The organism is Vibrio ishigakensis (genome assembly GCF_024347675.1).
In the GTDB taxonomy this organism is placed as follows: domain Bacteria; phylum Pseudomonadota; class Gammaproteobacteria; order Enterobacterales; family Vibrionaceae; genus Vibrio; species Vibrio ishigakensis.
In genome coordinates this window covers 1,530,168-1,552,083 of sequence record NZ_AP024882.1, presented here as the reverse complement: position 1 = coordinate 1,552,083, position 21,916 = coordinate 1,530,168, and the positions used below count along the sequence as shown (strand labels likewise).

Below are 21,916 nucleotides of genomic sequence, written 5' to 3'. Positions count from 1 at the left end.
AGAGACAAATTAGAATTCGTGGTCGGCTGTATCAGGGTTTAGTGAATCGATACCTACGATACTCGCGGTACGTTCAATAGCACCAGTCTGAGCTACCAACGCATCGATAGAGCTGTTTACTAGCTCGTTGCCTTCTGTGTTGCCGGTTGCAATCAACTGGTCAAAGTAAACGCCTTGTTTTTCGGCTGAGTAAACAAGTTGGCGTACTTCGTAGCGAGTAACATCAAATTGCTTTTGGATTTCGAAGGCAGAATCTTTGTCGGATTGTGCAACCAAATCGTGCAGGCTTGGGCCTTGAAGTAGGGTGCCATCCTCACGCTTGTATAGGCCGGTATATACGTTGTAGATACCTTGCTCGTTATAATAGTGTGAGTTGTGGGTGTTATCAGAGAAACAATCGTGCTCATCTTCTGTTGAGCCCGCCTCAAGAGCAACCTTCATACGCTCGCCAGCCAGTTCACCTAGAGAAAGAGAGCCCATACCAAACAGCATTTTACGCATGCCATTTGTGCTTGAATCCGCTAAGAAGGTTTGGCGGTAGTTATTAGATGTGTCGGAAGACCATTGTTTTTCCATCCACTCGAGGTCGTTTACCAGTAACTGAGCGGCAGCTTGGATGTACTCGATACGACGGTCACAGTTATCATTTGTGCAAGCATCACCAACAACGAAATCAGTATAAGGACGCTGACCGGCACCGGCATTTGTGCCGTTTAAATCTTGGCCCCAAAGTAGGAATTCAATGGCATGGTAGCCCGTTCCCACATTCGCCTCTGAACCACCAATTTCGTTCAGATCAGCAATCAGCTCTGGGGTGATCTTACTTGTATCTACTTTTTGGTTACCTACTTGAATTTCGGTGTTCGCAACGATGTTTGCCACGGCCCCTTCGTTACCAAGCTCATGTTGATAATCAGCGGCTACATAGTCAATCAGACCTTCGTCTAGAGGCCATGCATTGAGTTGTCCTTCCCAATCATCAACTACAGGGTTACCAAATCGAAATACTTCAGATTGTTGGTAGAAAACGCGAGCATGCAGCCAAGCCTGTTTGGCATCGTTTAGCGTTTGGTCAGATGGAGCAGCAACGAGTGCATCGATTTTTTTCTGGAGTTCTTCCGCTGTGATGCGCGAGTCTTGGTAAACCGCATGTGCGATATCAGCGTAGTGTTCTACGACTTGATCTTGGGTAACTTTTGTTTGTGCAAGTGCGGATGCTGATGCGAGTGACATCGCAATAACAAGGGGTAGACGCTGCATTATTTCTTCCTTGAGTTGGTTAATTTGTAAATGCGTGTAATTATCATTTGCAGTTGCGTAGTCTAAGCGTTCGGTAAAATAATGCAAGATGTAACAAAATATTTTTTATTGTTATCACTCAATGGTCGCATTTGTAATCAAAGTGATATAAGTGCGCTAGCTCTTAACTTGTGATTTTGAGAGTGGTATTAACCTAACTTACTGATACAGTTGAACTGTTAGTTAATCATCAAGGAGTGAGTCATGAAACTATACGAAGCGGCACCAACCCCAAGTAGCCGTCGTGTGGGTATTTTCTTAAAGTTGATCGGTAGCGATGTAGAGCGCGTTCAACTCGACCTTAAAGGCGGTGATAATCTAGCTGAAGATTTTCAGAAGAGGAATCCCAGCGGGACAGTGCCAATGTTAGAGCTCGACGATGGCACCTGCATTAGTGAATCGGTTGCTGTTTGTCGCTATCTTGATGCGACAGTTCAGAATGATAAGGCTTTGTTTGGTGAGGGTGCTCTTGAGCAGGCTCAAGTAGAGATGTGGCATCGTGTAGTTGAGTTGCAAGGTCTGTTGATGGCATTTCAAGGGTTTCGCAATATATCAGGTTTTTATGCAGATAGAGAAAACTGCGTGAGTGAGTGGGGTGAGGAAGCTAAGTCTCGTGCGATAGCTTTTTTAACCAAACTGGAAAACCGTTTAGGTGAAAGTGCATTTGTTGTTGGTTCAAGATTAACTATTGTCGATATCACCGGTTTCTTGTTCATCAACGTAATGAAAATGGCACTTAAAGTCGAAGTAGAAACCGAGTATCCAAACATTGCAGCTTGGCATGGGAAACTCGCGGCTATGCCTGAGTTTCAATAGAGGTTACACTTAGCGGCAATTGAACGGTTTAAGGCGAAGAACATTGTCGTACGATGAACACGAGTTTGACTCGGAAGAAGAAATTGAGATTGAAGCGATTGGCGTTGAGGTAACCAACGAGCCTATCGAGCTGTACAAGGTTCTTAAAATCGCGAACGCGGTTGGCGGTGGCGGTGAAGCTAAGCAAGCTATCAGCCAGGGCTATGTTGCGGTAAATGGCGAGCTAGAGATGCGCAAACGTCGCAAGCTAGTGGATGGTGACCTAGTTCAGTTTAACGAAGAGTTCTACTTGGTTATTCTAAATCCAGACGCAGAGCCTGCTGAATTCGAACTTCCTGAGATTGAAGAGACAGCTCCTCAACCTAAAAAGGAAAGCAAGCCTAAAAAAGAGGTGAAGCAGAAAGAACAGCCTCGCGATGCAAAATCAGGTCGTAAATCTATCGATTTCTTTTGATTGAGTTGATTAGACATAAAGAGGGCAGCCAGTGGCTGCCCTTTGTTTATTTGTGTTGTGAAGAGTGGCGAACTAGAGCGGTATGTTCGCGTCTTCAGCTGCCCAAGTCCATTCGCTGTCACTAATAGCAAAATTATCTCCACCAATGCCACTAGGAACAATAGAAATAATGCCTAGTCCAGGGCGGTATAAAATGGTAGACGCGGTTAAATCTTCGAGATCCATACTGACGACTTGTTCAAACTCTATTACCTCGTAGCGCTGGTTGTCGGTGGTGCGAAAGACCTTCTTACCGAGTTGATTCCAGCGTATTGTCACTTCTCTATCAATAATACTGTCAGGTAGATTACAACTCATACTGTAATCTGAACGACCAGTAGTTTGTGGATTGTTATCTTGATATGTGCAATAGGGGCCATCTTGATTCTGAGGATTGTTGATCTGGTCTTTTGTCATTAATTCATCGTAGGAGGCCACTCTTTCGTTGCCATTAAATACAATAGCGAGAGCAAGGTTGGATAGGACGTACTTTCTGATAACGCTATCTGGATCTGTTGCATCTTTTTTTGCAAGAGCTTTGGTTAACTGTGATGCTGCATCATCAAGAGATGTAATGGTTATTCGAGTGGTGCGTGGGTCGCTATCCGTGGTAGTGAAAAGATTCCAACTGTATTCGAATTGATAGATGATTGGTGAGCCACTGGATGTCGAGCGCATTACCTCATTATCAAAACTTTGGTCAAACTCCAAGTCGACAGAACCAAACTCATCCCCCATGTAGTTGTTTGAGTAGAGAGCATACTCATCCATTTTTAGTTGAGGTTTGTTTAATGACGAATCACCGGTTTCTTTCGCTTCTAACGCTTTAATATCTTTTATCTCTTGTTCTGTTAATTCTGGAGCTTTGACATCAGAGTCACCACCGCAAGCTACGAGACTCAATGAAATTAGCGTGATAGAAGCGTATCTAAATAGAATCATGAAACCCTCTCAAACAGACAGACCCAATAAAACCGTAATAAAGTCTATGTCAGTTTTAGGTATTTATAGAAATCCATGTTTGCAAGTGGTATGAGGGTAATTGATTCGAGGCTTTCCTAAATAGGAAAAAGGCAACTTATTGGTTGCCTTCCGTGCTACTGAGCAATTAGTTCGTAATGTTTACGGTCATCGGTAAAGTGCAGACTTTATCTAATGTACAGAACATGATGTTCGTTGTGCCGAGGCCCTTGGTGGCGTAACTTACGTTACCATTATCATACATATATGCGCTCAGAATATTTGGATTTCCTATTACTACGTTTAGGTATCTATCCTTTGAATCTTGTGAGCCATCGTCGTAGCGGGAGATGATTCCGAGTGGAACGTTTTGTAATTTGCCATCTGTATTTGAATTATATTTCAGTTCAAATGCATCGGTAGGTTTTGTGATTTCTACTGACGATAACCTTTTATCAATTACGCGCACTATTTTAAAGTCGCTAGTAATACCATTTAAAGAAGCGGTGATTAAAGCGTATCCGGGTAACGCGCCGAAGACAGTGCCTCTGCTACTCTGGTTATCATAATAGATAGAGTGTTGTTCACCTTGTGTAGACCAATCTACAAATTGGGTTATATCGCCTGTACTACCATCTTCGTAATGTCCGGTGGCTTGGAAATGAACGTTTGAGCCTATAGCTAAATTCGTATCATCGTCTCCATTTACCTCAATGCTCGTGAGTTTGGCGTCTGTTACCTCTGTGTCGAAGGTTACAGCCATGTTGCCCATTGAGGCAGTGACTGTAGCTTGACCTTTCTTCACTGCTTTCAAAATGAAGAAAGTATCAGTGTTAACCACTGTAGGGTCGTCTGATTGCCACTTCAGGTTAACAGATTCACCATATTCCATTTTTGTACCATCGCTATAGATAGCAACAATACTTGGATAATCAAACTCGCCGCCAGCAGATAGTTTTATATGCTCTCCGCCCTTTGGAATTTCGAGTTTTACAATATCAGCACCAGACACTTCTAGGTTTCTAGGCTCCAGACCTTCATCATTTGAAATGCCTTGGAATTCGGCATAAATGATAGTTTCGCCTTCTGAAATCGCTTTTACGATACCGTCTTTAGACACAGTGGCAACGCTCTCATCAGTCGATTCCCAAATGGCGTTATCTGTGACGTCTTGAATTTTTCCATCGGTATAAGTAGCGAAAGCACGGTACGATTTTGTCGCCCCTTTTGGCAATCGTTCGAAATAGTGGTTGGTAACTTCCATAGAAACAACGGTTGCATCATCAACTGTTACTTTAAGGGACTTAGTAAATCCACGAGCTTTTAGGGTGATTTCAGCTTGACCAGTACTGATTGCTTTTACATGTCCGTTTTCGTCAATTGTGGCTATGTTAGTATCACTAGATTTCCAAATTACATTCTGTCCTACTGCACAACCATCGGAACCATCTTTGTTGAATTCGTGGGCGCATAGACTTTTGGTAGTGCCAACATGAAGAGTTATGTTTTCTACAGGAACAAAGTCGTTGTAGCCTTGAACTACATCTATTTGAATCTTTGAAGTGTTGGCAAATGCGGGTGTGCTTGTACTTGAACCAGATTCACCACCACATGCCGCCAAGCCAATAGTGAATAGTCCGATAACCGCTACTTTAAGCATATTCATAAATTCCCCCTTACAGAAACAGTGATACGCAAACGTTTTAGTGGGGCAGAGTCTATGCCTTTAAATGAGTACCGCAATAACACAAAAATGGAATCTAACTTTGGATTGGCGTGGTAATGATAGGTTTAATTCATACAGTAATGTGAGTGTTGATTCATAGATGAATTCGTAGTTTAAGGAACGGAGTGCTTAAAAAAGAACAGCAAACGAAAATAGGTGACTCGTTACAGTCTTTAATCTAAATCATTGAATATATGAGGTTTATAAAGGCTAGGATGAATGATCAACAAGAAGTGTCTTCAGCGGAACGCCTTTAGAACGTGGATTGTTTTGATTTTAAAGCTACAAAACCACTATTGAATAAAAGTTCAATTATTCAGCATTAAATAAAAATGGCTATTTGTATTATTTTATTTTGGTCTTGTTTTTATCAATTTTACATTCCATGCAAACTGAAAAAGCCAAGATACAAAAAAGACCCTCAGAAGAGGGCCTTTGTGAAGTCAGTGCAATTACTTAATCGCCGATTCTAGGATCTTTTCAGATTCTTCTAGTGTGATCGCTTGGCCTTCGCCAAGAGCTACTAGGCCATGAGACTTAAGCTGCTCTAACACAGAAGCAATAGCGCCAGGCTTGTCTTCACCGTGCTCTGTCAGTTGGGTCGCTACTTCTAGGCTGTGGTAGAAGCTCTCGATCTCGTTGATAGTGCGCTCTGCAAGGTCGTCACTTTGCTCAAGACCAAATACGTTTTTACCCATTTGCTCAAGCTTAGCGCGCTTGGACTCGATTTGGTTGCGAAGTAGAGACGGCTGGATGATAGCCAGAGAACGAGCATGATCTACGCCCCATAGAGCGGTTAGCTCATGGCCAATCATGTGCGTTGCCCAGTCTTGAGGTACGCCAGTACCAATTAGGCCATTAAGAGCTTGGTTTGCGCTCCACATTAGGTTTGAACGCCACTCATTAGAGTCACGGTTGTCAAAGCTATTACCCAGTGCTTTTAGGTTCTTAAGCAGGGTCTCAGCATAGCCGTCTTGCACCATAGCGCCAGCAGGAAGAGTAATATACTGCTCACAAACGTGTACCCACGCATCGACAATACCGTTGATAAGTTGACGCTCAGGCAACGTCTTCATTGCATCTGGGTCAAGTACAGCAAATTTGGGCTGAACGAACGGAGATAAGAAAGCCAGTTTGTCTTGGGTTGCTTTCTTAGTGATTACCGCGCCTTGGTTGGACTCTGAGCCTGTCGCAGGTAGGGTAAGAATAGCGCCTAGTGGGATTGCATCAGAAACTGTATGTTTGCCAATCAGAATATCCCAGCCGTCCCCATCGTATTTAGCTGCTGCAGCTACATATTTAGAGCCGTCTATCACTGAGCCGCCACCTACAGCAAGGATATAGTCGATACCTTGCTCTTTAACGATGGCGACTGCTTTATCCAGCGTCTCTGCTGTTGGGTTAGGTTCAACGCCAGAGAACTCTTGCCATTGGTGACCCTCAAGGGCTTTACTCACCTGGTCATAGATGCCGTTTTTCTTAATTGAACCACCGCCATAGATCACTAGCACCTTGCTGGTGGAAGGGATAGCAGAGCTAACAGCGCTGATTTGGCCTTGACCGAAGTGGATTTGTGTAGGGTTTACATAACTAAATTGCATGAATAATTTCCCTGTTTGCTTCTTTTATGGTTGTCGTCTTTCGCGACGGAATGTTTTGGGTGTGCAACCGTACACGGATTTAAAGGCTGCACTAAAATGTGCTGCTGTTTTGTATCCGCATGCGTCTGCAATCTGGGTGATCGGGGTTCTGCCTGCTCGCAGTAACGTCGCTCCTCTGGATACGCGTTTATCTCTCACAAGTTCACTGAAAGTATGCTTTTCTGATGCCAGTTTTCGTTTGACTGTGGATTCAGACACACCTAAGTATTGAGAAAGCATAGGTAGTGAAATCTCGCTTTCCAACTTGGACTCGATAAAGTTGATAACGCGGTCAAGAAAGCCAATCTCTAGCGACTCTTTGATAAGGTTAGAAACCATCGGATTAGCCATATAGGCTTGGGAGAGCAGGGCATTAGCTAGGAGAACCTGAGTATGCGTCGCGCACTCATCATTATCCTGACTACGATAAAGCATCTCTAAGATGTGGATATCGAAGCTATTGGCGTTAGTTACGGGGTAACTATCTTGGGTGCTTACGGGGCTAGGAATTTGGTTGAGGAATCGTGTGAGTAACTCTGTATCAAAGAAAAACAGTCGACACTCAAACTCAAGACCTGACTCTAGGCTCTCTTTTAGAAACAGCGAAGTGGACTTAAAAAAGCAGAACTGATTTTCTAGTATCTCTCCAAGTTCGCTACTGTGACGAAACAACATGCTTCCCGAGGTTACCCATAGGATGCCTGCGGTTTTGGCTGGTAGGTCATAGGTAGCGGTATTTTGCTTAGAAGAGAGGCTGACGCAGTTAACTGAAGACACAAACGTCTCCGATCTATTTTGATGAAACTATGTTAGCACGCAGAGTTGATAAAAGTGGCGATGACTTTTTAAAAAAGAGGTATAGCTAGAAAAAAGGCTACCTAGTGGTAGCCTTTTGAAAATTATGCAGTTTCTTCTTTTTCTGGTTTAACCAAGTCTGCGAATACCTCTACAGGCTTAGCAACAAGGTTACGTTTTTCAACGTCAACCTCTACTAGGTTAACCTCAAGAACGTCAGCTAGTTTGTACACTACCTCATTGTCGATAGAGAAGGTGCCTTCATCGTTGCTGGCTTGAACGCGTTCTTTGTTATCCATGATCAGTGGAGATGGGATAAACGCTGATGCGCCGTTTTCAAGGAAACGAACACGCATGCCGCCGCGGCTGATATCAAAGATCTCAGCGGTGAACTTGGTCTTAGCTTCTACATCTTTCTGTAGGGTGCGAGCGTATAACCAGTCACTTACTTTACGTTCAGCAATCTTGTGGTGCTTACGGTGTAGAGCCATTTCTTCACCCACTGCATCATCTGGAGTTTGCACTGGTTCTTTATTAAGGATCACGGCTTTAAGAAGACGATGGTTGATCATATCGCCGTACTTACGGATTGGAGAAGTCCACGTCGCGTATAGATCTAAGCCCATTGCAAAGTGCGGAGCAGGTTTGTTGCTGATCTCGCTGTAGGTTTGATGCTTACGAATACGGTTGTCTAGGTACTGTGTCTCTTGCTCGTTCAACCAACGGCGGAGTGCACTGAAACCTTCGATTGAAGATACAGCTTCAGCGTCAAACCCTTCTGCGCCATGTTTAGCAAGTAGCTCAAGTACGCCCTCTAGCTTGTCTTCTTTAATGCCGCTATGAGTGTTGAATACACCAAAGCCTAGCTTTTCAGACAGGACGCGACCGGCACAGATATTTGCGCTGATCATGCACTCTTCAACCAACTTGTTTGCAGAGCGACGAATGTCAGCATGGATTGCGATTACGTCGTTATCTTCGCTCAGTTCAAAACGGTAGTCTGGACGATCAGGGAATAGAACTGCGTTCGTTTCACGCCACTGGCCACGTGCTTTAGCTACTGATGCTAGGTCGGTAACGACTTTGGCAATCTCTTCGCTTGGTTGCCATTTTTCTGAAGAGCCATTCTCCAGGAAGTCAGACACGTTATCGTAAGCAAGACGTGCGTGAGATTTGATGTTTGCTGCAAAGAAGCGAATCTCGTCAGAAATAGTACCGTCAGCCAAGATTTTAGTCGTACAGCAAAGCGCAGGGCGCTCTTCATTTTCAATAAGTGAACAAAGGTTGTCTGCAAGATCACGTGGAAGCATTGGAATGTTGCGACCAGGTAGATAGATGGTGAAGCCACGCTCGCGCGCTACCTTATCCATATCACTGTCTGGAGTGATGTAAGACGTTGGATCGGCAATCGCAATGGTAAGCTCAAAGCTGCCATCTTCATTCGCTTTAGCAAACAGAGCATCGTCCATATCTTTAGTAGATTCACCATCGATAGTAACGAAAGGCACTGAGGTTAGGTCTTCACGAATAAGATCTGCATCGTCGTGCATGGTCCACTCGTCGATGCCCGCAGGTTCAGAGTTTGGAAGGTCGTTCTCAGCAAGGGTTACCCACCAAGGAGCAATCTTGTCGTTTGCGTCAGTGATCTTCTCTGTAATTTCCACAAGGAAGTTGTCTGCCCCTTTAAGAGGGTGCTGGATAAGGTTCGCAACTACCCAATCGCCTTCTTCGAACTCATCACGCTTAAGACCACGTGCGGTCTTTGCTTTAAGAGATAGCTTACGCAGCTGCGGATGATCAGGAACAACATTTAGGCGGCCTTTGAACAGTTTAACGCGACCGATAAAGCGCGTAATTGACTGCTCAATGAGTGTGTCTGGTTCAGCCAACTCTTTGTCATTTTCAGTGCGAATAACAGCAACCACTTTGTCACCGTGCATTACTTTCTTCATATACGGTGGTGGGATAAAGAAACTGGTTTTGCTATCGACTTCTAGGAAGCCAAATTTCTTGTCAGTACCCTTGATGGTACCTTCTTTAGTAGGAAGGGTTTCTTTGATCTGCTGTTTTAGTTGAGCAAGCAACGGATTATCTGCAAACATCTATAAATTGATTTTCTTAAATAGTGGCTGATTCGGTACGGCAAGCTTTTACACTTGGGTGTAGGTGGCTGCGGTTATTGGCGGCTATATTACCCACAAACCGTGTAAATGTATAACTGAGCGGGTTTAAAGTTTTGTTTCAATCCGCCCCATGCAGAAGAATATGGATCTTTTTGTCCTTGTGAGCGTAAAGAGTAGGGCATGTCGCAATTGAACAAGGAGAAAAGCGATGAAGATCTTGCTTGCAACACTTTGTGCACTATTCTTGATGGGCTGTGCACATAACAATGACAAAAGCAGTATGAGCATGGCCGAGCGTCAAGAGCTACAGAAAACCACTCATTCTAGTATGGCTGGACGTTCTTATGGTGGGCATGGAAGTTACAGATAAGCCAAAACTGGGGTAACGAAGTCACAGTGTTACCCCACAAAATGCATCGCATTAATGAAGCGATTTGGGGCTATTTTGTGATCTGTTTCAATTTTTTCTGGTAATTATCCTGAAATTAAGGCAGAATTCGCGTCCTTATTTTGTCCCTAGCGGCTTGATGCGTTTTATATGCTTATCCGTAACCACAATGGATTGATGCATATGCTGGATTTGTGTATGAGAATTAGAAAGCTCATGGGACCGTTTTTAATGATTAGTAAACTGGGATCCCAATGCAAGAATCTGAAATTAAGTTCAGCGATTTAGACCTGAAGCCTGAAATCCTTTCTTCTTTAGAAGGAATGGGCTTTGTTTCTCCAACTCCTATCCAAGCAGCCTCTATTCCTCTTCTTCTAGAAGGCAAAGACGCTTTAGGTAAAGCTCAAACAGGTACAGGTAAAACCGCGGCTTTTTCTCTTCCTTTGCTAAATAAGTTAGAGCTGAAACAGCGTAAACCACAGGCGATCATCCTTGCGCCTACCCGTGAACTTGCGATCCAAGTTGCGGCAGAAATCAAAAACCTTGGTAGCAATATCAACGGTCTTAAAGTTCTAGAAATCTACGGTGGTACTTCTATCGTTGATCAGATGCGTGCTCTTAAGAACGGCGCACACATCGTTGTTGGTACACCTGGTCGTGTACAAGACCTTATCAACCGTGACCGTCTGCACCTAGACGAAGTTAACACCTTCGTACTGGATGAAGCAGATGAAATGTTGAACATGGGCTTTGTTGACGACGTAACTGCAATTCTTGAGCATGCTCCAGAAACTGCACAGCGCGTACTGTTCTCTGCAACCATGCCTCCAATGCTTAAGACCATTGTTGAGCGTTTCCTACGTGATCCTGCTTACGTTGACGTTGCTGGTAAAAACCACACCGTTGATAAAGTAGAGCAGCAGTTCTGGGTAGTGAAGGGCGTAGAGAAAGATGAAGCTATGACTCGTCTTCTTGAAACTGAAGAAACTGATGCTTCTATCGTATTCGTACGTACTCGTCAGGACACCGAGCGTCTAGCAGATTACCTATCTGCACGTGGCTTCAAAGTAGCTGCACTTCACGGTGACATTCCTCAGTCACAACGTGAGCGTACTGTAGACAACATCAAGCGCGGTGTTATCGACATCCTAGTCGCGACCGACGTTGTTGCACGTGGTCTTGATGTGCCTCGTATTACTCACGTGTTTAACTACGACATCCCATTCGATGTTGAGTCTTACATCCACCGTATCGGTCGTACTGGTCGTGCTGGTCGTAAGGGTAAAGCGATCCTATTGGTTCGTACTAACCAAATCCGCATGCTTCGCACTATCGAGCGTGTTACTAAGTCTTCAATGGAAGAGATCCAACTTCCTCTACGTGACAAAGTAGCTGAAGCTCGTGTAAACAAGCTTGGTCTTGAGCTTGAAGCGGACAAAGAGAATGCATCTCTAGACAAGTTTGTTGAGCTTGTAGACACGCTACAAACTAGCCTAGAAATCGATGCTGCTACTCTAGCTGCAATCCTTCTTCGTCGTCAGCAGGGTAAACGCCCTCTATTCTACATCGGTGAAGATCCGATGATCGCTGCTATCGAGCGTGATAAGAAGCGTCGTGCAGAGCGTCGTGACAACCGCCGTGAAGGTGGTCGTGATGGCGGTCGTGGCTTCGGTCAGGACAACAAAGAGTGGGATACTTACCAACTACAAGTTGGTCGTGAGCAAGGTGTTCAGGTTAAAGACATCGTTGGTGCACTTGCAAACGAGCTTGGCTTAACTAAAGGTTCTATCGGTGCAATCAAACTAGCACCAGAGCACACTTTTGTTCAGCTGCCTAAAGCGATGAGCTCTGAAACTGCAGGTAAACTTAAGAAGCTACGTATCCGCCAAAAAGAAACTGGCGCTGTAGTATGTGACTTCGATGACTTCCGTGAGTCTCGTGGTGGTCGCCGTGACGGTGGTCGTCGTGATGGTGGCGGTTACCGTGGCAACCGTGAAGGCGGTCGTCGTGAAGGTCATCGTGGTAACCGCGATGGTAACCGTGAAGGCGGTCGTCGTGATGGCGGTGGTTACCGTGGCAATCGCGATGGCAACCGTGATGGTGGTCGTCGTGACGGTGAGCGTCGTTTTGATCGCAACCGTGGTGGCGATAACCGTGGTAACTACCGTGGTGAACGTGGTCACAACCGCAGAGACGCGGAATAAAAATCTAAGAGCGGCGCCAATAGGCGCCGTTTTTTTATGTCAAAATTTTTGAGTGTGTAGCGGTTTCATATTCAATTTTTTTTGAATATGGAAAATCACTTACTAATTTCAGAGCTAAAATAAATTATAAATATGATCCATCTCAAAGTTTTTGCGATTTGTCATACTAATGGACTTAAATAAATTTGAAATCGATTAAAAATATTTGATAATCGGATGCACGAAACGCATGAACAACATGCGCCCCGCTCATATTAGGATTTTTAAACATGGCAAACAGAAACGTACTTGTTATCAACTCAGGCAGTTCTTCTCTGAAGTTCGCTGTTATCGACTCTGAGTCAGGCGAAGCGCTAATCAGCGGCTTAGGAGAGTGTTTTGGTTTGCCGGAAGCGGTAGTTGGCTGGAAGTACAATGGTGAAAAGACTGAGGAAGCAATCACAGCTCCTGACAACCACCATGCTCAAGCTATCAACCGCATTGTTGCTCTAATGGAAGAGCTAGGCTTCAGCGACAGCATCGTTGCTGTAGGTCACCGTATCGTTCACGGTGGTGAGAAGTTCACAAGCACTGTTCGTATCGACGACGCTGTTCTAACTGAAATTGAAAACCTTTCTGATCTTGCTCCGCTCCACAACCCAGCAGGCGCTAAAGGTATCCGTGCAGCGATGGAAGCATACCCATCTCTACCTCAGTTCGCTGTATTCGACACTGCTTTCCACCAAACAATGCCGCAAAAGGCGTTCACTGGTGCAATCTCTCACGAGCTGTACAAAGAGTACGGCATCCGTCGCTACGGTTTCCACGGCACAAGCCACTACTTCGTAAGCCGTGAAGCTGCGAAGATGATTGGCAAGAAAGTGGAAGAGTCAAACTTCATCACTGTTCACCTAGGTAACGGCGCATCTGTATGTGCTATCTCTAATGGTGAGTCTGTTGATACTTCAATGGGCTTTACTCCACTTGCTGGTCTAATGATGGGTACTCGTTCTGGTGACCTTGACCCGGGTATCATCGAATTCCTTATGAAGAAAGGTTGGACTCCAGAGCAAGTATTCGAAACTCTGAACAAGAAGTCTGGTTTCCTAGGTGTATCCGGTGTAACTTCTGATGCTCGTGGCATCCTAGAAGCAATGGAAGACGGTCATGAAGGTGCTAAGCTGGCGTTTGAAGTATTCACATATCGTGTTGCTAAGTACATTGCTTCTTACCTAGTACCGCTAAACTCTCTAGACGCTATCGTGTTCACTGGTGGTATCGGTGAGAACGCACTAGACATCCGTCGCGAAATTCTAAATAACCTAAAAGTTCTAGGTTTCGTTGAAGATGCAGCGGGTAACGAAGCAGCGCGCTTTGGTGCAGCAGGTCAAATCGCTGAATCTGAGCTACTAGGCGCTAAAGCTCTAGTTATCCCAACAAACGAAGAGTTTGTAATTGCTAAGCAGTCTGTTGAACTACTGTAATTCATAGCAATACTTGATTGTGAAAAGCGAGCCCAGTGCTCGCTTTTTTCGTTTTGGCTCGTGATTGATGAGTGGGTGGCGCAGGCTATTTATTTTTGGAGCGATAATCTGGGTCTGTCCAACAGCGAGGGAGTTCTTCACCCGACATAAAGACTAAATCGGATTTCTTGAACAACTGCGGGTCTTGCTGCTCTTCTCCTGCTTGGAATCGTCCCTCTACACTGTCATGAAATAAGTTGCTCAGATTGGTCATATCCACAACGTCCACAAGGTCGCCGCTCTTTCTCTCTTTTAAAAACATTTTCTTACCCTCAATCGAAACGATCACGTCTAATTATAATGGCTATTTCATTGTTGAGATCATGTGGCGCCTTTAGTTGGCTTGACTAAGAATCGCCGGTAGCTAGGATTATCAATAACTTAATAGAAGTAGTAGACCTCATTTTTCCATGGATTACGGAGCCTTTATGTCGAATACCTTAGTTGCTAATAGTGTCAGTGAACTCATCGGTGATACAGACATTGTCAGAATCAATAGCCTTTCCGAAATATCAGGGTGTGAGATCCTTCTAAAGTGCGAACATCAAAACCCTGGCGGTTCAATAAAGGACAGGGCGGCACTGCAACTTGTTACCGACGCAATTGAATCGGGTAAGCTCAAGCCGGGAATGACCATAGTAGAAGGTACTGCGGGTAATACAGGTATTGGGCTAGCACTGGTGGCTAAAGCCTTGGGTTATAAGATGTTGGTGGTTATGCCAAAGGGACAGGCGCAAGAGAAAGAGCGTATGATTGCGCTTCATGGTGCTGACCTGCTATTGGTCGATCCTTGCCCTTTTTCTAACCCTAAACATTTCTATCATACCGCCAAGCGCATTGGTGCGGAGAACGAGGATTACTGGTGGGCCGATCAGTTCGAAAATCTAAGCAATTATCGAGCGCACTATTTAAATACAGGGCCAGAGATTTGGGAGCAAACCCAAGGCAAGATCGATGCCTTGGTCTCGGTAGTGGGTACTGGTGGCAGCATTGCAGGCAACTCACACTACCTGTCTGAAAAAAATCCCAACCTTAAAACTTGGGCTATCGACCCAGATGGATCTGGGATTTATTCCTATCTAAAAAGTGGTGAGTACAAATCATCAGGAAGCTCGTTTACTGAGGGGATAGGTATCATGCGTGAGGTTGAGAACTTTAGACAGGCCAAGATTAATCACGCCATCAATTTGCCTGATCAAGATCTTGTAACCATCTCGAGGTTGGTTGCTGAAAAAGACGGTATCTTGCTGGGAAGCAGTTCGTCGTTAAATGTGGCCGGCGCGCTCTATGCAGCAGCGAGAATGGGTAAAGGCAATACCATAGTTACCTTTAGCTGTGATCTAGCTGAGCGCTCTTATTCGAAACTCTACAACCTAGAATTTTTAAAGGAAAAGGGTATCAAGCTAGACAAAGAAACCTTACCAGAGCTTTGGGCACGGTATCAGGCCGACGGTGATGAGAAGGTCGTGAATGTATAACGGATAGTCAAAATTCTGGATATCAAACCCAGTAGAGCTTGTTTCGGAAATAATTACATAAACCGTCCAGTTGGGCGGTTTTTTTACGGGTAAAAGTCGGTAGAATAACGCCGTTTTTTCTTCCCTCTATTTGGATGCGTCATGCTTAAGAAGTCTCTTCTTGGTTTGTTTATCTTTGTAACCATCAGTTCTGTTTACCTGTTTTGGTTGCCAGTAAAGATATTGGCTAACTCTGTAGTACAAAGCGATGCACTGACCGAAAACATCATGGCGGAAATACGAGAAGAACTAATCAGCCAACCAAGTTTTCTGGATAAGCTTGAAAATCATAGGGGCGAAGCGAAACGGTATCTGCATCGAACGCCGATGACCGCATACACCACGTTAGAGCTCGGTCTGTACGATGTCTACGCCACTTATATCAACGATGACAAAGAGTGGGTAGTTCGTTTGGGGATATATCCTGATCGCAATGCAGAGATATTCTTTCCTATGCAGGTGGGAGGCGTTGTTGGCTTTGCTATTGGTAATGCCATGTATGTCATCAACAACCTAATTGAAGCGGGTATCTTAAAGCCCATGCTTTATCACATCACCGATAAGCCAGAGACCAGTTTTGTGAGCTCTGAGTATCAGAGTGTACCAAGGTTGGTAAAATAGCCAAGAATGAGAAGAGCCACCTAGGTGGCTCTTTACTTGTGGAGTTTTACTTGTAATCAGGGTTGATAGAGCCACCGGCTAGGTATTTTAGCTCTCGTCCACCGTACACATCGTATTGAACGTCTTGTGAAGCACCGTAGTTACGAACCGTGTAGTTAAAGTCTTCACCGTTTGTTTTCAGGTTGTTCGGCGCATTCTCACCACAACCAAAGCTGATAGTTACTGTGCCGTCGCGGTTCTTATCCCACTCGTAAGAGTTGATAGAGAACCTTTCAGTATCGAGCATATAACCCGCTGCATCATATAGCGTGATCGAAGTGAAATACTTGTTGTCCGGCTCGTCGAATGTGGTTTGCTGACACTGAGAACCATCAAACTGCTTGGTGTTGCGATAGATGTTTGAAACACCCACTTCGATTGGCATTCCGCCCCAGCCTTGAGCGTTTGAGCGCATCTGGCGACCGTTGTTTGCGTCTGCGCTGTCTGAGCTTGCTACATAGAAAAAGTCTTCACCCGCTTCTAAGAAGTCTTGTTTTAGCTTCTTGGTCATAGCTTGACGCTGAGCAACATCATAGTTTGGCGCTATGTAACCTTGTGGTGCGTATTTCTTACTCGCCGAATAATCTACATGGAAACGAGATTGAGCGGCTAGGGCGTTAGTTAGGTCGGTTTTGTCCTCTACACCGGCGCGGAAGATGATAAACGCAAAGTCAGTGTCAATTTTTACTGAGTATTCACCCGGGCCAACCTTATACATAGGTGACGCTGAGTTCTCATCCAGTACGTGTACCGAGGTATAAACGTCTTCTGTGCCTGGTTCGTTTTCAAACTCATCGATGGTTACGTGGATATAGCCATCTTTGTCCGCATGGGCAATGGCTGATGAATACAGCGAGTCTTGGTTCATTCGCACTACTGGTGCTTTATCACCTGCAGGCACTAGGATAGGCAGGTGAACTATGTGTTTGTCAGCACCCCGTTTGTCCCAGTTGTTCATGTATTTGGCCGCAGCGGCTTGGTTGTAGTTGGTTTCATCAACAGGGATGGTGTTGTTAGCGGCAAAGACCTGAGGTGCTGCAGCAATTGCAAGGCTAAGGGTTGATAGCTTGATTAGATGTTTCATGTTATCTCCGAATTTCATTGTTCAACGGGTTTAAAGTTGCTCGGTTTCCATGAGCTATCGAACTGGATTTCCATAGAGTCTCTTGGGTTAACTGCTAAAAGTTATTTCCTAAGAGCGTTCTGTGTATGGGGAGATAATAAGCAGTTGCATTATTTGCGTCTAACGACTTATTCTTATAAATAAATATGATCTAAGTGAATAATGTGTGGTGGATTATGAATCGAGCCTTGGCAAAAGTTGACCTAAATCTTTTGGTGACTATGGATGTGCTTCTCAAAGAGAGAAATGTATCCAGAGCTGCGGAAGTGCTGTTTGTTTCGCAATCCGCGGTGAGTAGAGCACTTGCCAGACTTAGAGATACGTTTGATGATCCTTTGTTTACTCGCGTATCAACCGGGCTTGTTCCCACCGAAAAGGCGCTTGTTTTAGAGAAGCAGTTGGTTGATTTACTTCCTCAGTTGCAAGAAGTGTTTGGCGCAGAAGTATTTAACCCACTTGAAGCAGACAATGATTTCGCTATCTCTCTGCCGGCGTTTTTGTCTAGTGCACTGATACCAAAACTTATGGGGCGGCTGAAACAGATAGCCCCTAACGTGAGGATATCCGATCACTCTGCGAAAGCTAACCCTTTCCCGGCTATGGACCAAGGCTATATTGATTTCGCGTTTCACTTTACAGAGGAGCCAAGCCCTAAATATGTGTCAAAGCACTTGGGTTCCTTGAGACCACAAATGTTCGCAAGGGTCGGGCACCCATTAAGTACAAAAAAGGATGTGTTGCTAAAAGATACCGTTGATTATCCGATGATAGGGATAGTGGTTGAAGAAGATCAATACCGCTCATTTAGTGCGCCAATATTGCAGATCTACAAAGATATGATGTTAGAAAATCGTCCTATTTTAAGGAGTTCGCAAACCCAAGTGTTGGTGGATGTGATGGCCGAATCTGACGCGATTTTGTTTGGAACAAACAGTGTTAGAGCACTGCGAAGCTATGGTGAGAAGTTTGTACAACTTCCGTCTAAAGAGCTCGACGAACAGGATGCTTTTTCTGTTCCTGCTTATCTTATCCATCACCAGCGTAGTGCGAATAGTGCTGCGCATCAATGGATGCAAGAGATTCTGATTGAAGAGTTAACCGAGTTGTTGCGATAGCTAAACGACTAAAGGAAGCACATGTATACCCCGAGAAAATTTAAGCAAGAGAACATCAAACAGCAGGTTGAGCTTATTGAGAATTATCCATTCGCGACGCTAGTGGTGAATACTTCTGACGGTGTTGAAGTGAATCATCTCCCTATGCTTTTAGAGGAGCATAAAGGACGTTTATTACTCAAGGGGCATATCGCTAAGGCAAATCCTCTTTGGAAAAGGGCGGAGGAGGGAATTGAGGTAAAGGTCATTTTCAATGGACCTCATTGCTATATCTCTCCGAATCATTATCCGTCAAAGTCTGTTGATCATAGGGTGGTCCCAACCTGGAACTATGCTGTTGTGCACGTGACAGGTTATGTGTCCTTTAGACACGATAGTAGCTTTTTGTATGAGGTAGTCGAAAAGCTTACCGATCAGCATGAACAGAAGTCAGCTAAGCCTTGGTCAATTTCCGACGCTCCTGAGCCGTTTATAGAAAAGATGCTGACCGCGATTGTTGGAATAGAAATAGCGGTATCCAATATTGAGGGCAAATGGAAACTTAGCCAAAATCAGTCTGCTGAAAACCAAGACGGCGTCGTGCGCGGATTGGCAAAGCTCGAGGATGCGATGTCAAAAGCGGTATCCGATATGGTGAAGAAAGTTTAGATGCACACCATGCTGCGCACTTTCGCGTGTACCTCTTCTAGGTCGTGCAAGCTGCCTGAACTGATGATTTCCAGTGGCTTTTTCGTTGGAAACAGGGCACTTTTATTTTTCTTCGCCATAAACTCAACTCGACGTTTTTGTTCAGAAAAGAGCAGCTCCAAGCACTCTTGAATGGCAATGATGTGTTTGGTTCTAGTCTCCAACTCGCTTTGAATAAACTCTGAGGTCAGAATAGCCTCAACCTGTGAAGCATTTGCGCCCCATGTGCTTAGTATCTGTATCGATTTATCTAGCTGTGATTGCATATTTCAATCTCTTTTTGGGAACTGATTCTTGTGTAGATGTTAAGCCGCTTATGGAGAGCGAGGTAGTATTGAAAACTATGTGTACTGAAAATGTTGTTGGATTACAAAAGCCCTACCGTCCTGGCAGGGCTTTCATATTTTGCTTTACTCAGCCATTTTTAACCAGGTATCAACCACAGTATCTGGATTTAACGATACTGAACTGATTCCTTGTTCCATCAACCATTTGGCAAGATCGTCGTGATCCGATGGACCTTGGCCACAGATACCTACGTATTTACCTGCTTCATTTGCCGCATCGATGGCCATCTTCAGCATGGCCTTAACTGCAGGGTTTCGCTCATCAAACAGGTGAGCGATATCTCCTGAGTCTCGGTCTAGACCTAGGGTTAACTGGGTCATGTCGTTAGAACCGATAGAGAAACCGTCGAAGTACTTTAAGAACTCGTCAGCTAGTACCGCGTTAGATGGTAATTCACACATCATGATGACACGCAGACCGTCTTGACCACGGCGAAGATCAAACTTAGCCAGTAGGTCAATAACCGAAGCCGCTTCAGCAGGTGTGCGAACAAACGGGATCATGATCTCGACGTTCTTCAGACCCATCTCGTTGCGAACTCGCTTGATAGCTTGGGTTTCCAGCTCAAAGCAGTCTTCAAATACAGAAGAGATATAACGAGAGGCACCACGGAATCCAAGCATAGGGTTCTCTTCGTGCGGTTCAAACTCTTTACCACCCACAAGGTTACTGTACTCATTGGACTTAAAGTCTGACATGCGCACGATAACGCGCTTAGGCCAGAAGGCTGCCGCTATAGTCGCTACACCTTCGGTTAGCTTGCTAACGTAAAAATCTACTGGGTCAGAGTAGCCCTTGATGCGTTCACGGATTTCGGCTTTTAGCTCATCGGATTGAGCATCGAAGTTTAGAAGCGCTTTAGGGTGAATACCTATAATCTTGTTGATAATGAACTCTAGGCGAGCGAGTCCGACACCTTCATTTGGGATCTGCGCAAAGCCAAACGCTCGGTCTGGGTTACCCACGTTCATCATCACCTTGGTATCCAGCATAGGTAGAGCATCTACTGCTGAACGCTTGATTTCAAACTTGAGCTCACCCTGATATACGTAACCGGTTTCGCCCTCTGAGCATGATACAGTCACCAGATCGCCATCGGTCAGTGTGCTGGTGGCAGTGCCGCAGCCAACAATCGCAGGAATACCCAACTCACGAGCAATGATCGCTGCATGACAGGTTCGGCCGCCACGGTTAGTTACGATAGCAGAAGCCTTCTTCATTACTGGCTCCCAATCAGGATCTGTCATGTCAGTAACTAAGACGTCGCCTTCTTCGACGATATTCATCTCATCCAGTGAAGAAACAAGTCGCACTTTACCGATACCGATCTTCTGACCGATAGCACGACCCTCAATAAGCACGTTAGCTTTATCTTGCAGTTGGAAGCGCTCGATGACGTTGCTTTCTGCTTGTGAGCATACGGTCTCTGGGCGAGCCTGAACGATATATAGCTTGCCATCCAAGCCATCTTTTGCCCATTCGATGTCCATTGGACGACCGTAGTGCTTTTCAATAATGACGGCTTGTTTTGCCAGTTCTGTGATTTCATCGTTGGTTAGAGAGAACTGGCTCTGCTCTTCGTTCGTGGTATCGATAATCTTAACCTGCTTACCCATTTCAGACGAGTTCGCGTAGATCATCTTAGTGAGTTTAGAGCCGAAGGTTTTCTTAACGATCGCCGGTTGACCTTGTTCAAGTAGCGGCTTGTGTACGTAGAATTCATCAGGGTTTACCGCACCCTGAACTACCATCTCACCCAGACCAAAGGAAGAGGTGACGAACACTACCTGATCAAAGCCTGATTCGGTATCAAGCGTGAACATGACGCCAGAAGCGGCCATGTCCGAACGAACCATACGCTGAATACCTGCAGACAATGCTATTCCTTCATGGTCAAAACCTTGGTGCACACGATAAGAGATGGCACGGTCATTAAACAGAGAAGCGAATACGTGTTTGGTGGCTTCGAGTACAGAATCGATACCTTTTACATTTAGGAAGGTCTCTTGCTGACCCGCAAAAGAAGCGTCTGGCAAGTCTTCAGCAGTTGCTGAAGAGCGCACCGCAACAGACAGTTCTTCATTGTTGTCGACCAGTTCTGCGTAGTCACGACGGATGTTTTCTTCAAGCTCAGCAGGGAAGGGAGCATCAAGAATCCACTGGCGCAGGGTCGCACCTGTCTCGCGTAGAGCGTCAATGTCTTCTACATTAAGTTTATTCAGCAACTCGTAGATGCGGTCGTTTAGTCCGTCATGCTTCAGAAATTGTTGAAAGGCATAGGAGGTAGTGGCGAATCCGTTAGGGACACTCACTCCCGCATTAGCGAGGTTAGAGACCATTTCTCCAAGGGAAGCGTTCTTACCGCCCACCTTGTCGACATCGTTCATGGATAAGGTATTGAACCATAGGGTTAGATCTTGCATCACTTTCTCCTGAGTTTCACGCAAGTAGAGTATTAGCAATCGATTGCCCAAAATGTCACCATAGGGGAACATGGTGAGGGTATCGTCGCTGTTTGTT

At 45.0% G+C, this 21,916-nt stretch carries 19 protein-coding genes; 9 read left to right on the top strand and 10 right to left on the bottom strand.

Annotated elements, in window-relative coordinates:
* Positions 1 to 9: 9 nt before the first annotated feature.
* On the bottom strand, positions 10 to 1,233 hold the full coding sequence (locus Pcarn_RS20950) for an imelysin family protein (RefSeq protein WP_261837332.1): 1,224 nt from the start codon (positions 1,231 to 1,233) through the stop codon (positions 10 to 12).
* Positions 1,234 to 1,503: 270 nt separating this feature from the next.
* Here Pcarn_RS20950 and Pcarn_RS20945 point away from each other — a divergent pair, with 270 nt between their 5' ends.
* Entirely contained in the window at positions 1,504 to 2,115 is a 612-nt protein-coding gene (locus Pcarn_RS20945) for a glutathione S-transferase family protein (RefSeq protein WP_261836264.1), read from the top strand.
* Between the two features lie 43 nt (positions 2,116 to 2,158).
* Positions 2,159 to 2,569: an RNA-binding S4 domain-containing protein gene (locus Pcarn_RS20940; protein ID WP_261836263.1), complete on the top strand. Its 411-nt coding sequence runs from the start codon at positions 2,159 to 2,161 to the stop codon at positions 2,567 to 2,569.
* Positions 2,570 to 2,641: 72 nt separating this feature from the next.
* Here Pcarn_RS20940 and Pcarn_RS20935 read toward each other — a convergent pair whose 3' ends face one another.
* The 5 genes from Pcarn_RS20935 to rnb form a co-directional block, all read right to left on the bottom strand.
* A complete protein-coding gene (locus Pcarn_RS20935; protein ID WP_261836262.1) occupies positions 2,642 to 3,550 on the bottom strand; it encodes a hypothetical protein in 909 nt (302 codons plus the stop codon).
* 166 nt (positions 3,551 to 3,716) lie between these two features.
* Complete coding sequence (locus Pcarn_RS20930; protein ID WP_261836261.1) at positions 3,717 to 5,234, bottom strand: Ig-like domain-containing protein; 1,518 nt, start codon at positions 5,232 to 5,234, stop codon at positions 3,717 to 3,719.
* 512 nt (positions 5,235 to 5,746) lie between these two features.
* Complete coding sequence (locus Pcarn_RS20925) at positions 5,747 to 6,895, bottom strand: iron-containing alcohol dehydrogenase (protein ID WP_261836260.1); 1,149 nt, start codon at positions 6,893 to 6,895, stop codon at positions 5,747 to 5,749.
* A gap of 24 nt (positions 6,896 to 6,919) precedes the next feature.
* Entirely contained in the window at positions 6,920 to 7,711 is a 792-nt protein-coding gene (locus tag Pcarn_RS20920; RefSeq protein WP_261836259.1) for a helix-turn-helix transcriptional regulator, read from the bottom strand.
* 122 nt (positions 7,712 to 7,833) lie between these two features.
* Complete coding sequence (gene rnb, locus Pcarn_RS20915) at positions 7,834 to 9,831, bottom strand: exoribonuclease II (protein ID WP_261836258.1); 1,998 nt, start codon at positions 9,829 to 9,831, stop codon at positions 7,834 to 7,836.
* A 229-nt stretch (positions 9,832 to 10,060) separates the two neighbouring features.
* Here rnb and Pcarn_RS20910 point away from each other — a divergent pair, with 229 nt between their 5' ends.
* The 3 genes from Pcarn_RS20910 to Pcarn_RS20900 all read left to right on the top strand — a co-directional run bounded on the left by Pcarn_RS20910 (position 10,061) and on the right by Pcarn_RS20900 (position 13,907).
* The gene (locus Pcarn_RS20910) at positions 10,061 to 10,222 is read left to right on the top strand and encodes a hypothetical protein (protein WP_261836257.1); all 162 of its coding nucleotides are present in this window, start codon (positions 10,061 to 10,063) and stop codon (positions 10,220 to 10,222) included.
* 272 nt (positions 10,223 to 10,494) lie between these two features.
* Complete coding sequence (locus tag Pcarn_RS20905; protein ID WP_261836256.1) at positions 10,495 to 12,444, top strand: DEAD/DEAH box helicase; 1,950 nt, start codon at positions 10,495 to 10,497, stop codon at positions 12,442 to 12,444.
* A 269-nt stretch (positions 12,445 to 12,713) separates the two neighbouring features.
* Positions 12,714 to 13,907, top strand: coding sequence for an acetate/propionate family kinase (locus Pcarn_RS20900; protein ID WP_261836255.1), 1,194 nt, complete (start codon positions 12,714 to 12,716; stop codon positions 13,905 to 13,907).
* Positions 13,908 to 13,992: 85 nt separating this feature from the next.
* On the opposite strand, the gene Pcarn_RS20895 is transcribed toward Pcarn_RS20900, so the two are convergent.
* Positions 13,993 to 14,208 carry an acetyltransferase gene (locus Pcarn_RS20895; RefSeq protein ID WP_261836254.1) on the bottom strand — a complete coding sequence of 72 codons (216 nt, stop codon included), beginning with the start codon at positions 14,206 to 14,208 and terminating at the stop codon, positions 13,993 to 13,995.
* Between the two features lie 166 nt (positions 14,209 to 14,374).
* Between Pcarn_RS20895 and Pcarn_RS20890 the strand changes: the two genes are divergently transcribed.
* A complete protein-coding gene (locus tag Pcarn_RS20890) occupies positions 14,375 to 15,424 on the top strand; it encodes a cysteine synthase A (protein ID WP_261836253.1) in 1,050 nt (349 codons plus the stop codon).
* Between the two features lie 141 nt (positions 15,425 to 15,565).
* The gene (locus Pcarn_RS20885) at positions 15,566 to 16,084 is read left to right on the top strand and encodes a hypothetical protein (protein ID WP_261836252.1); all 519 of its coding nucleotides are present in this window, start codon (positions 15,566 to 15,568) and stop codon (positions 16,082 to 16,084) included.
* 46 nt (positions 16,085 to 16,130) lie between these two features.
* Here the strand turns inward: Pcarn_RS20885 and Pcarn_RS20880 are convergent, their stop codons facing one another.
* Positions 16,131 to 17,207, bottom strand: a complete 1,077-nt coding sequence (locus Pcarn_RS20880; protein WP_261836251.1) for a DUF1214 domain-containing protein — start codon at positions 17,205 to 17,207, stop codon at positions 16,131 to 16,133.
* 227 nt (positions 17,208 to 17,434) lie between these two features.
* Here Pcarn_RS20880 and Pcarn_RS20875 point away from each other — a divergent pair, with 227 nt between their 5' ends.
* On the top strand, positions 17,435 to 18,361 hold the full coding sequence (locus tag Pcarn_RS20875) for a LysR family transcriptional regulator (RefSeq protein ID WP_261836250.1): 927 nt from the start codon (positions 17,435 to 17,437) through the stop codon (positions 18,359 to 18,361).
* Positions 18,362 to 18,382: 21 nt separating this feature from the next.
* Positions 18,383 to 19,009, top strand: coding sequence for an FMN-binding negative transcriptional regulator (locus tag Pcarn_RS20870; RefSeq protein WP_261836249.1), 627 nt, complete (start codon positions 18,383 to 18,385; stop codon positions 19,007 to 19,009).
* Here Pcarn_RS20870 and Pcarn_RS20865 read toward each other — a convergent pair.
* Positions 19,006 to 19,314 carry a hypothetical protein gene (locus tag Pcarn_RS20865; RefSeq protein ID WP_261836248.1) on the bottom strand — a complete coding sequence of 103 codons (309 nt, stop codon included), beginning with the start codon at positions 19,312 to 19,314 and terminating at the stop codon, positions 19,006 to 19,008. The genes Pcarn_RS20870 and Pcarn_RS20865 overlap by 4 nt on opposite strands.
* A 144-nt stretch (positions 19,315 to 19,458) precedes the next feature.
* A complete protein-coding gene (gene ppsA, locus Pcarn_RS20860) occupies positions 19,459 to 21,819 on the bottom strand; it encodes a phosphoenolpyruvate synthase (protein ID WP_261836247.1) in 2,361 nt (786 codons plus the stop codon).
* Positions 21,820 to 21,916: the final 97 nt, after the last annotated feature.

What these genes read in the sequence shown, in the direction of transcription:
- Pcarn_RS20900 (WP_261836255.1), top strand. Translation starts at nt 12,714, where the DNA reads ATGGCAAACAGAAACGTACTTGTTATCAACTCAGGCAGTTCTTCTCTG.
- Pcarn_RS20945 (WP_261836264.1), top strand. Translation starts at nt 1,504, where the DNA reads ATGAAACTATACGAAGCGGCACCAACCCCAAGTAGCCGTCGTGTGGGT.
- Pcarn_RS20935 (WP_261836262.1), bottom strand. Translation starts at nt 3,550, where the DNA reads ATGATTCTATTTAGATACGCTTCTATCACGCTAATTTCATTGAGTCTC.
- Pcarn_RS20880 (WP_261836251.1), bottom strand. Translation starts at nt 17,207, where the DNA reads ATGAAACATCTAATCAAGCTATCAACCCTTAGCCTTGCAATTGCTGCA.
- rnb (WP_261836258.1), bottom strand. Translation starts at nt 9,831, where the DNA reads ATGTTTGCAGATAATCCGTTGCTTGCTCAACTAAAACAGCAGATCAAA.
- Pcarn_RS20865 (WP_261836248.1), bottom strand. Translation starts at nt 19,314, where the DNA reads ATGCAATCACAGCTAGATAAATCGATACAGATACTAAGCACATGGGGC.
- Pcarn_RS20925 (WP_261836260.1), bottom strand. Translation starts at nt 6,895, where the DNA reads ATGCAATTTAGTTATGTAAACCCTACACAAATCCACTTCGGTCAAGGC.
- Pcarn_RS20885 (WP_261836252.1), top strand. Translation starts at nt 15,566, where the DNA reads ATGCTTAAGAAGTCTCTTCTTGGTTTGTTTATCTTTGTAACCATCAGT.
- Pcarn_RS20950 (WP_261837332.1), bottom strand. Translation starts at nt 1,233, where the DNA reads ATGTCACTCGCATCAGCATCCGCACTTGCACAAACAAAAGTTACCCAA.
- Pcarn_RS20890 (WP_261836253.1), top strand. Translation starts at nt 14,375, where the DNA reads ATGTCGAATACCTTAGTTGCTAATAGTGTCAGTGAACTCATCGGTGAT.
- Pcarn_RS20905 (WP_261836256.1), top strand. Translation starts at nt 10,495, where the DNA reads ATGCAAGAATCTGAAATTAAGTTCAGCGATTTAGACCTGAAGCCTGAA.
- Pcarn_RS20870 (WP_261836249.1), top strand. Translation starts at nt 18,383, where the DNA reads ATGTATACCCCGAGAAAATTTAAGCAAGAGAACATCAAACAGCAGGTT.
- Pcarn_RS20910 (WP_261836257.1), top strand. Translation starts at nt 10,061, where the DNA reads ATGAAGATCTTGCTTGCAACACTTTGTGCACTATTCTTGATGGGCTGT.
- ppsA (WP_261836247.1), bottom strand. Translation starts at nt 21,819, where the DNA reads ATGCAAGATCTAACCCTATGGTTCAATACCTTATCCATGAACGATGTC.
- Pcarn_RS20895 (WP_261836254.1), bottom strand. Translation starts at nt 14,208, where the DNA reads ATGTTTTTAAAAGAGAGAAAGAGCGGCGACCTTGTGGACGTTGTGGAT.
- Pcarn_RS20930 (WP_261836261.1), bottom strand. Translation starts at nt 5,234, where the DNA reads ATGAATATGCTTAAAGTAGCGGTTATCGGACTATTCACTATTGGCTTG.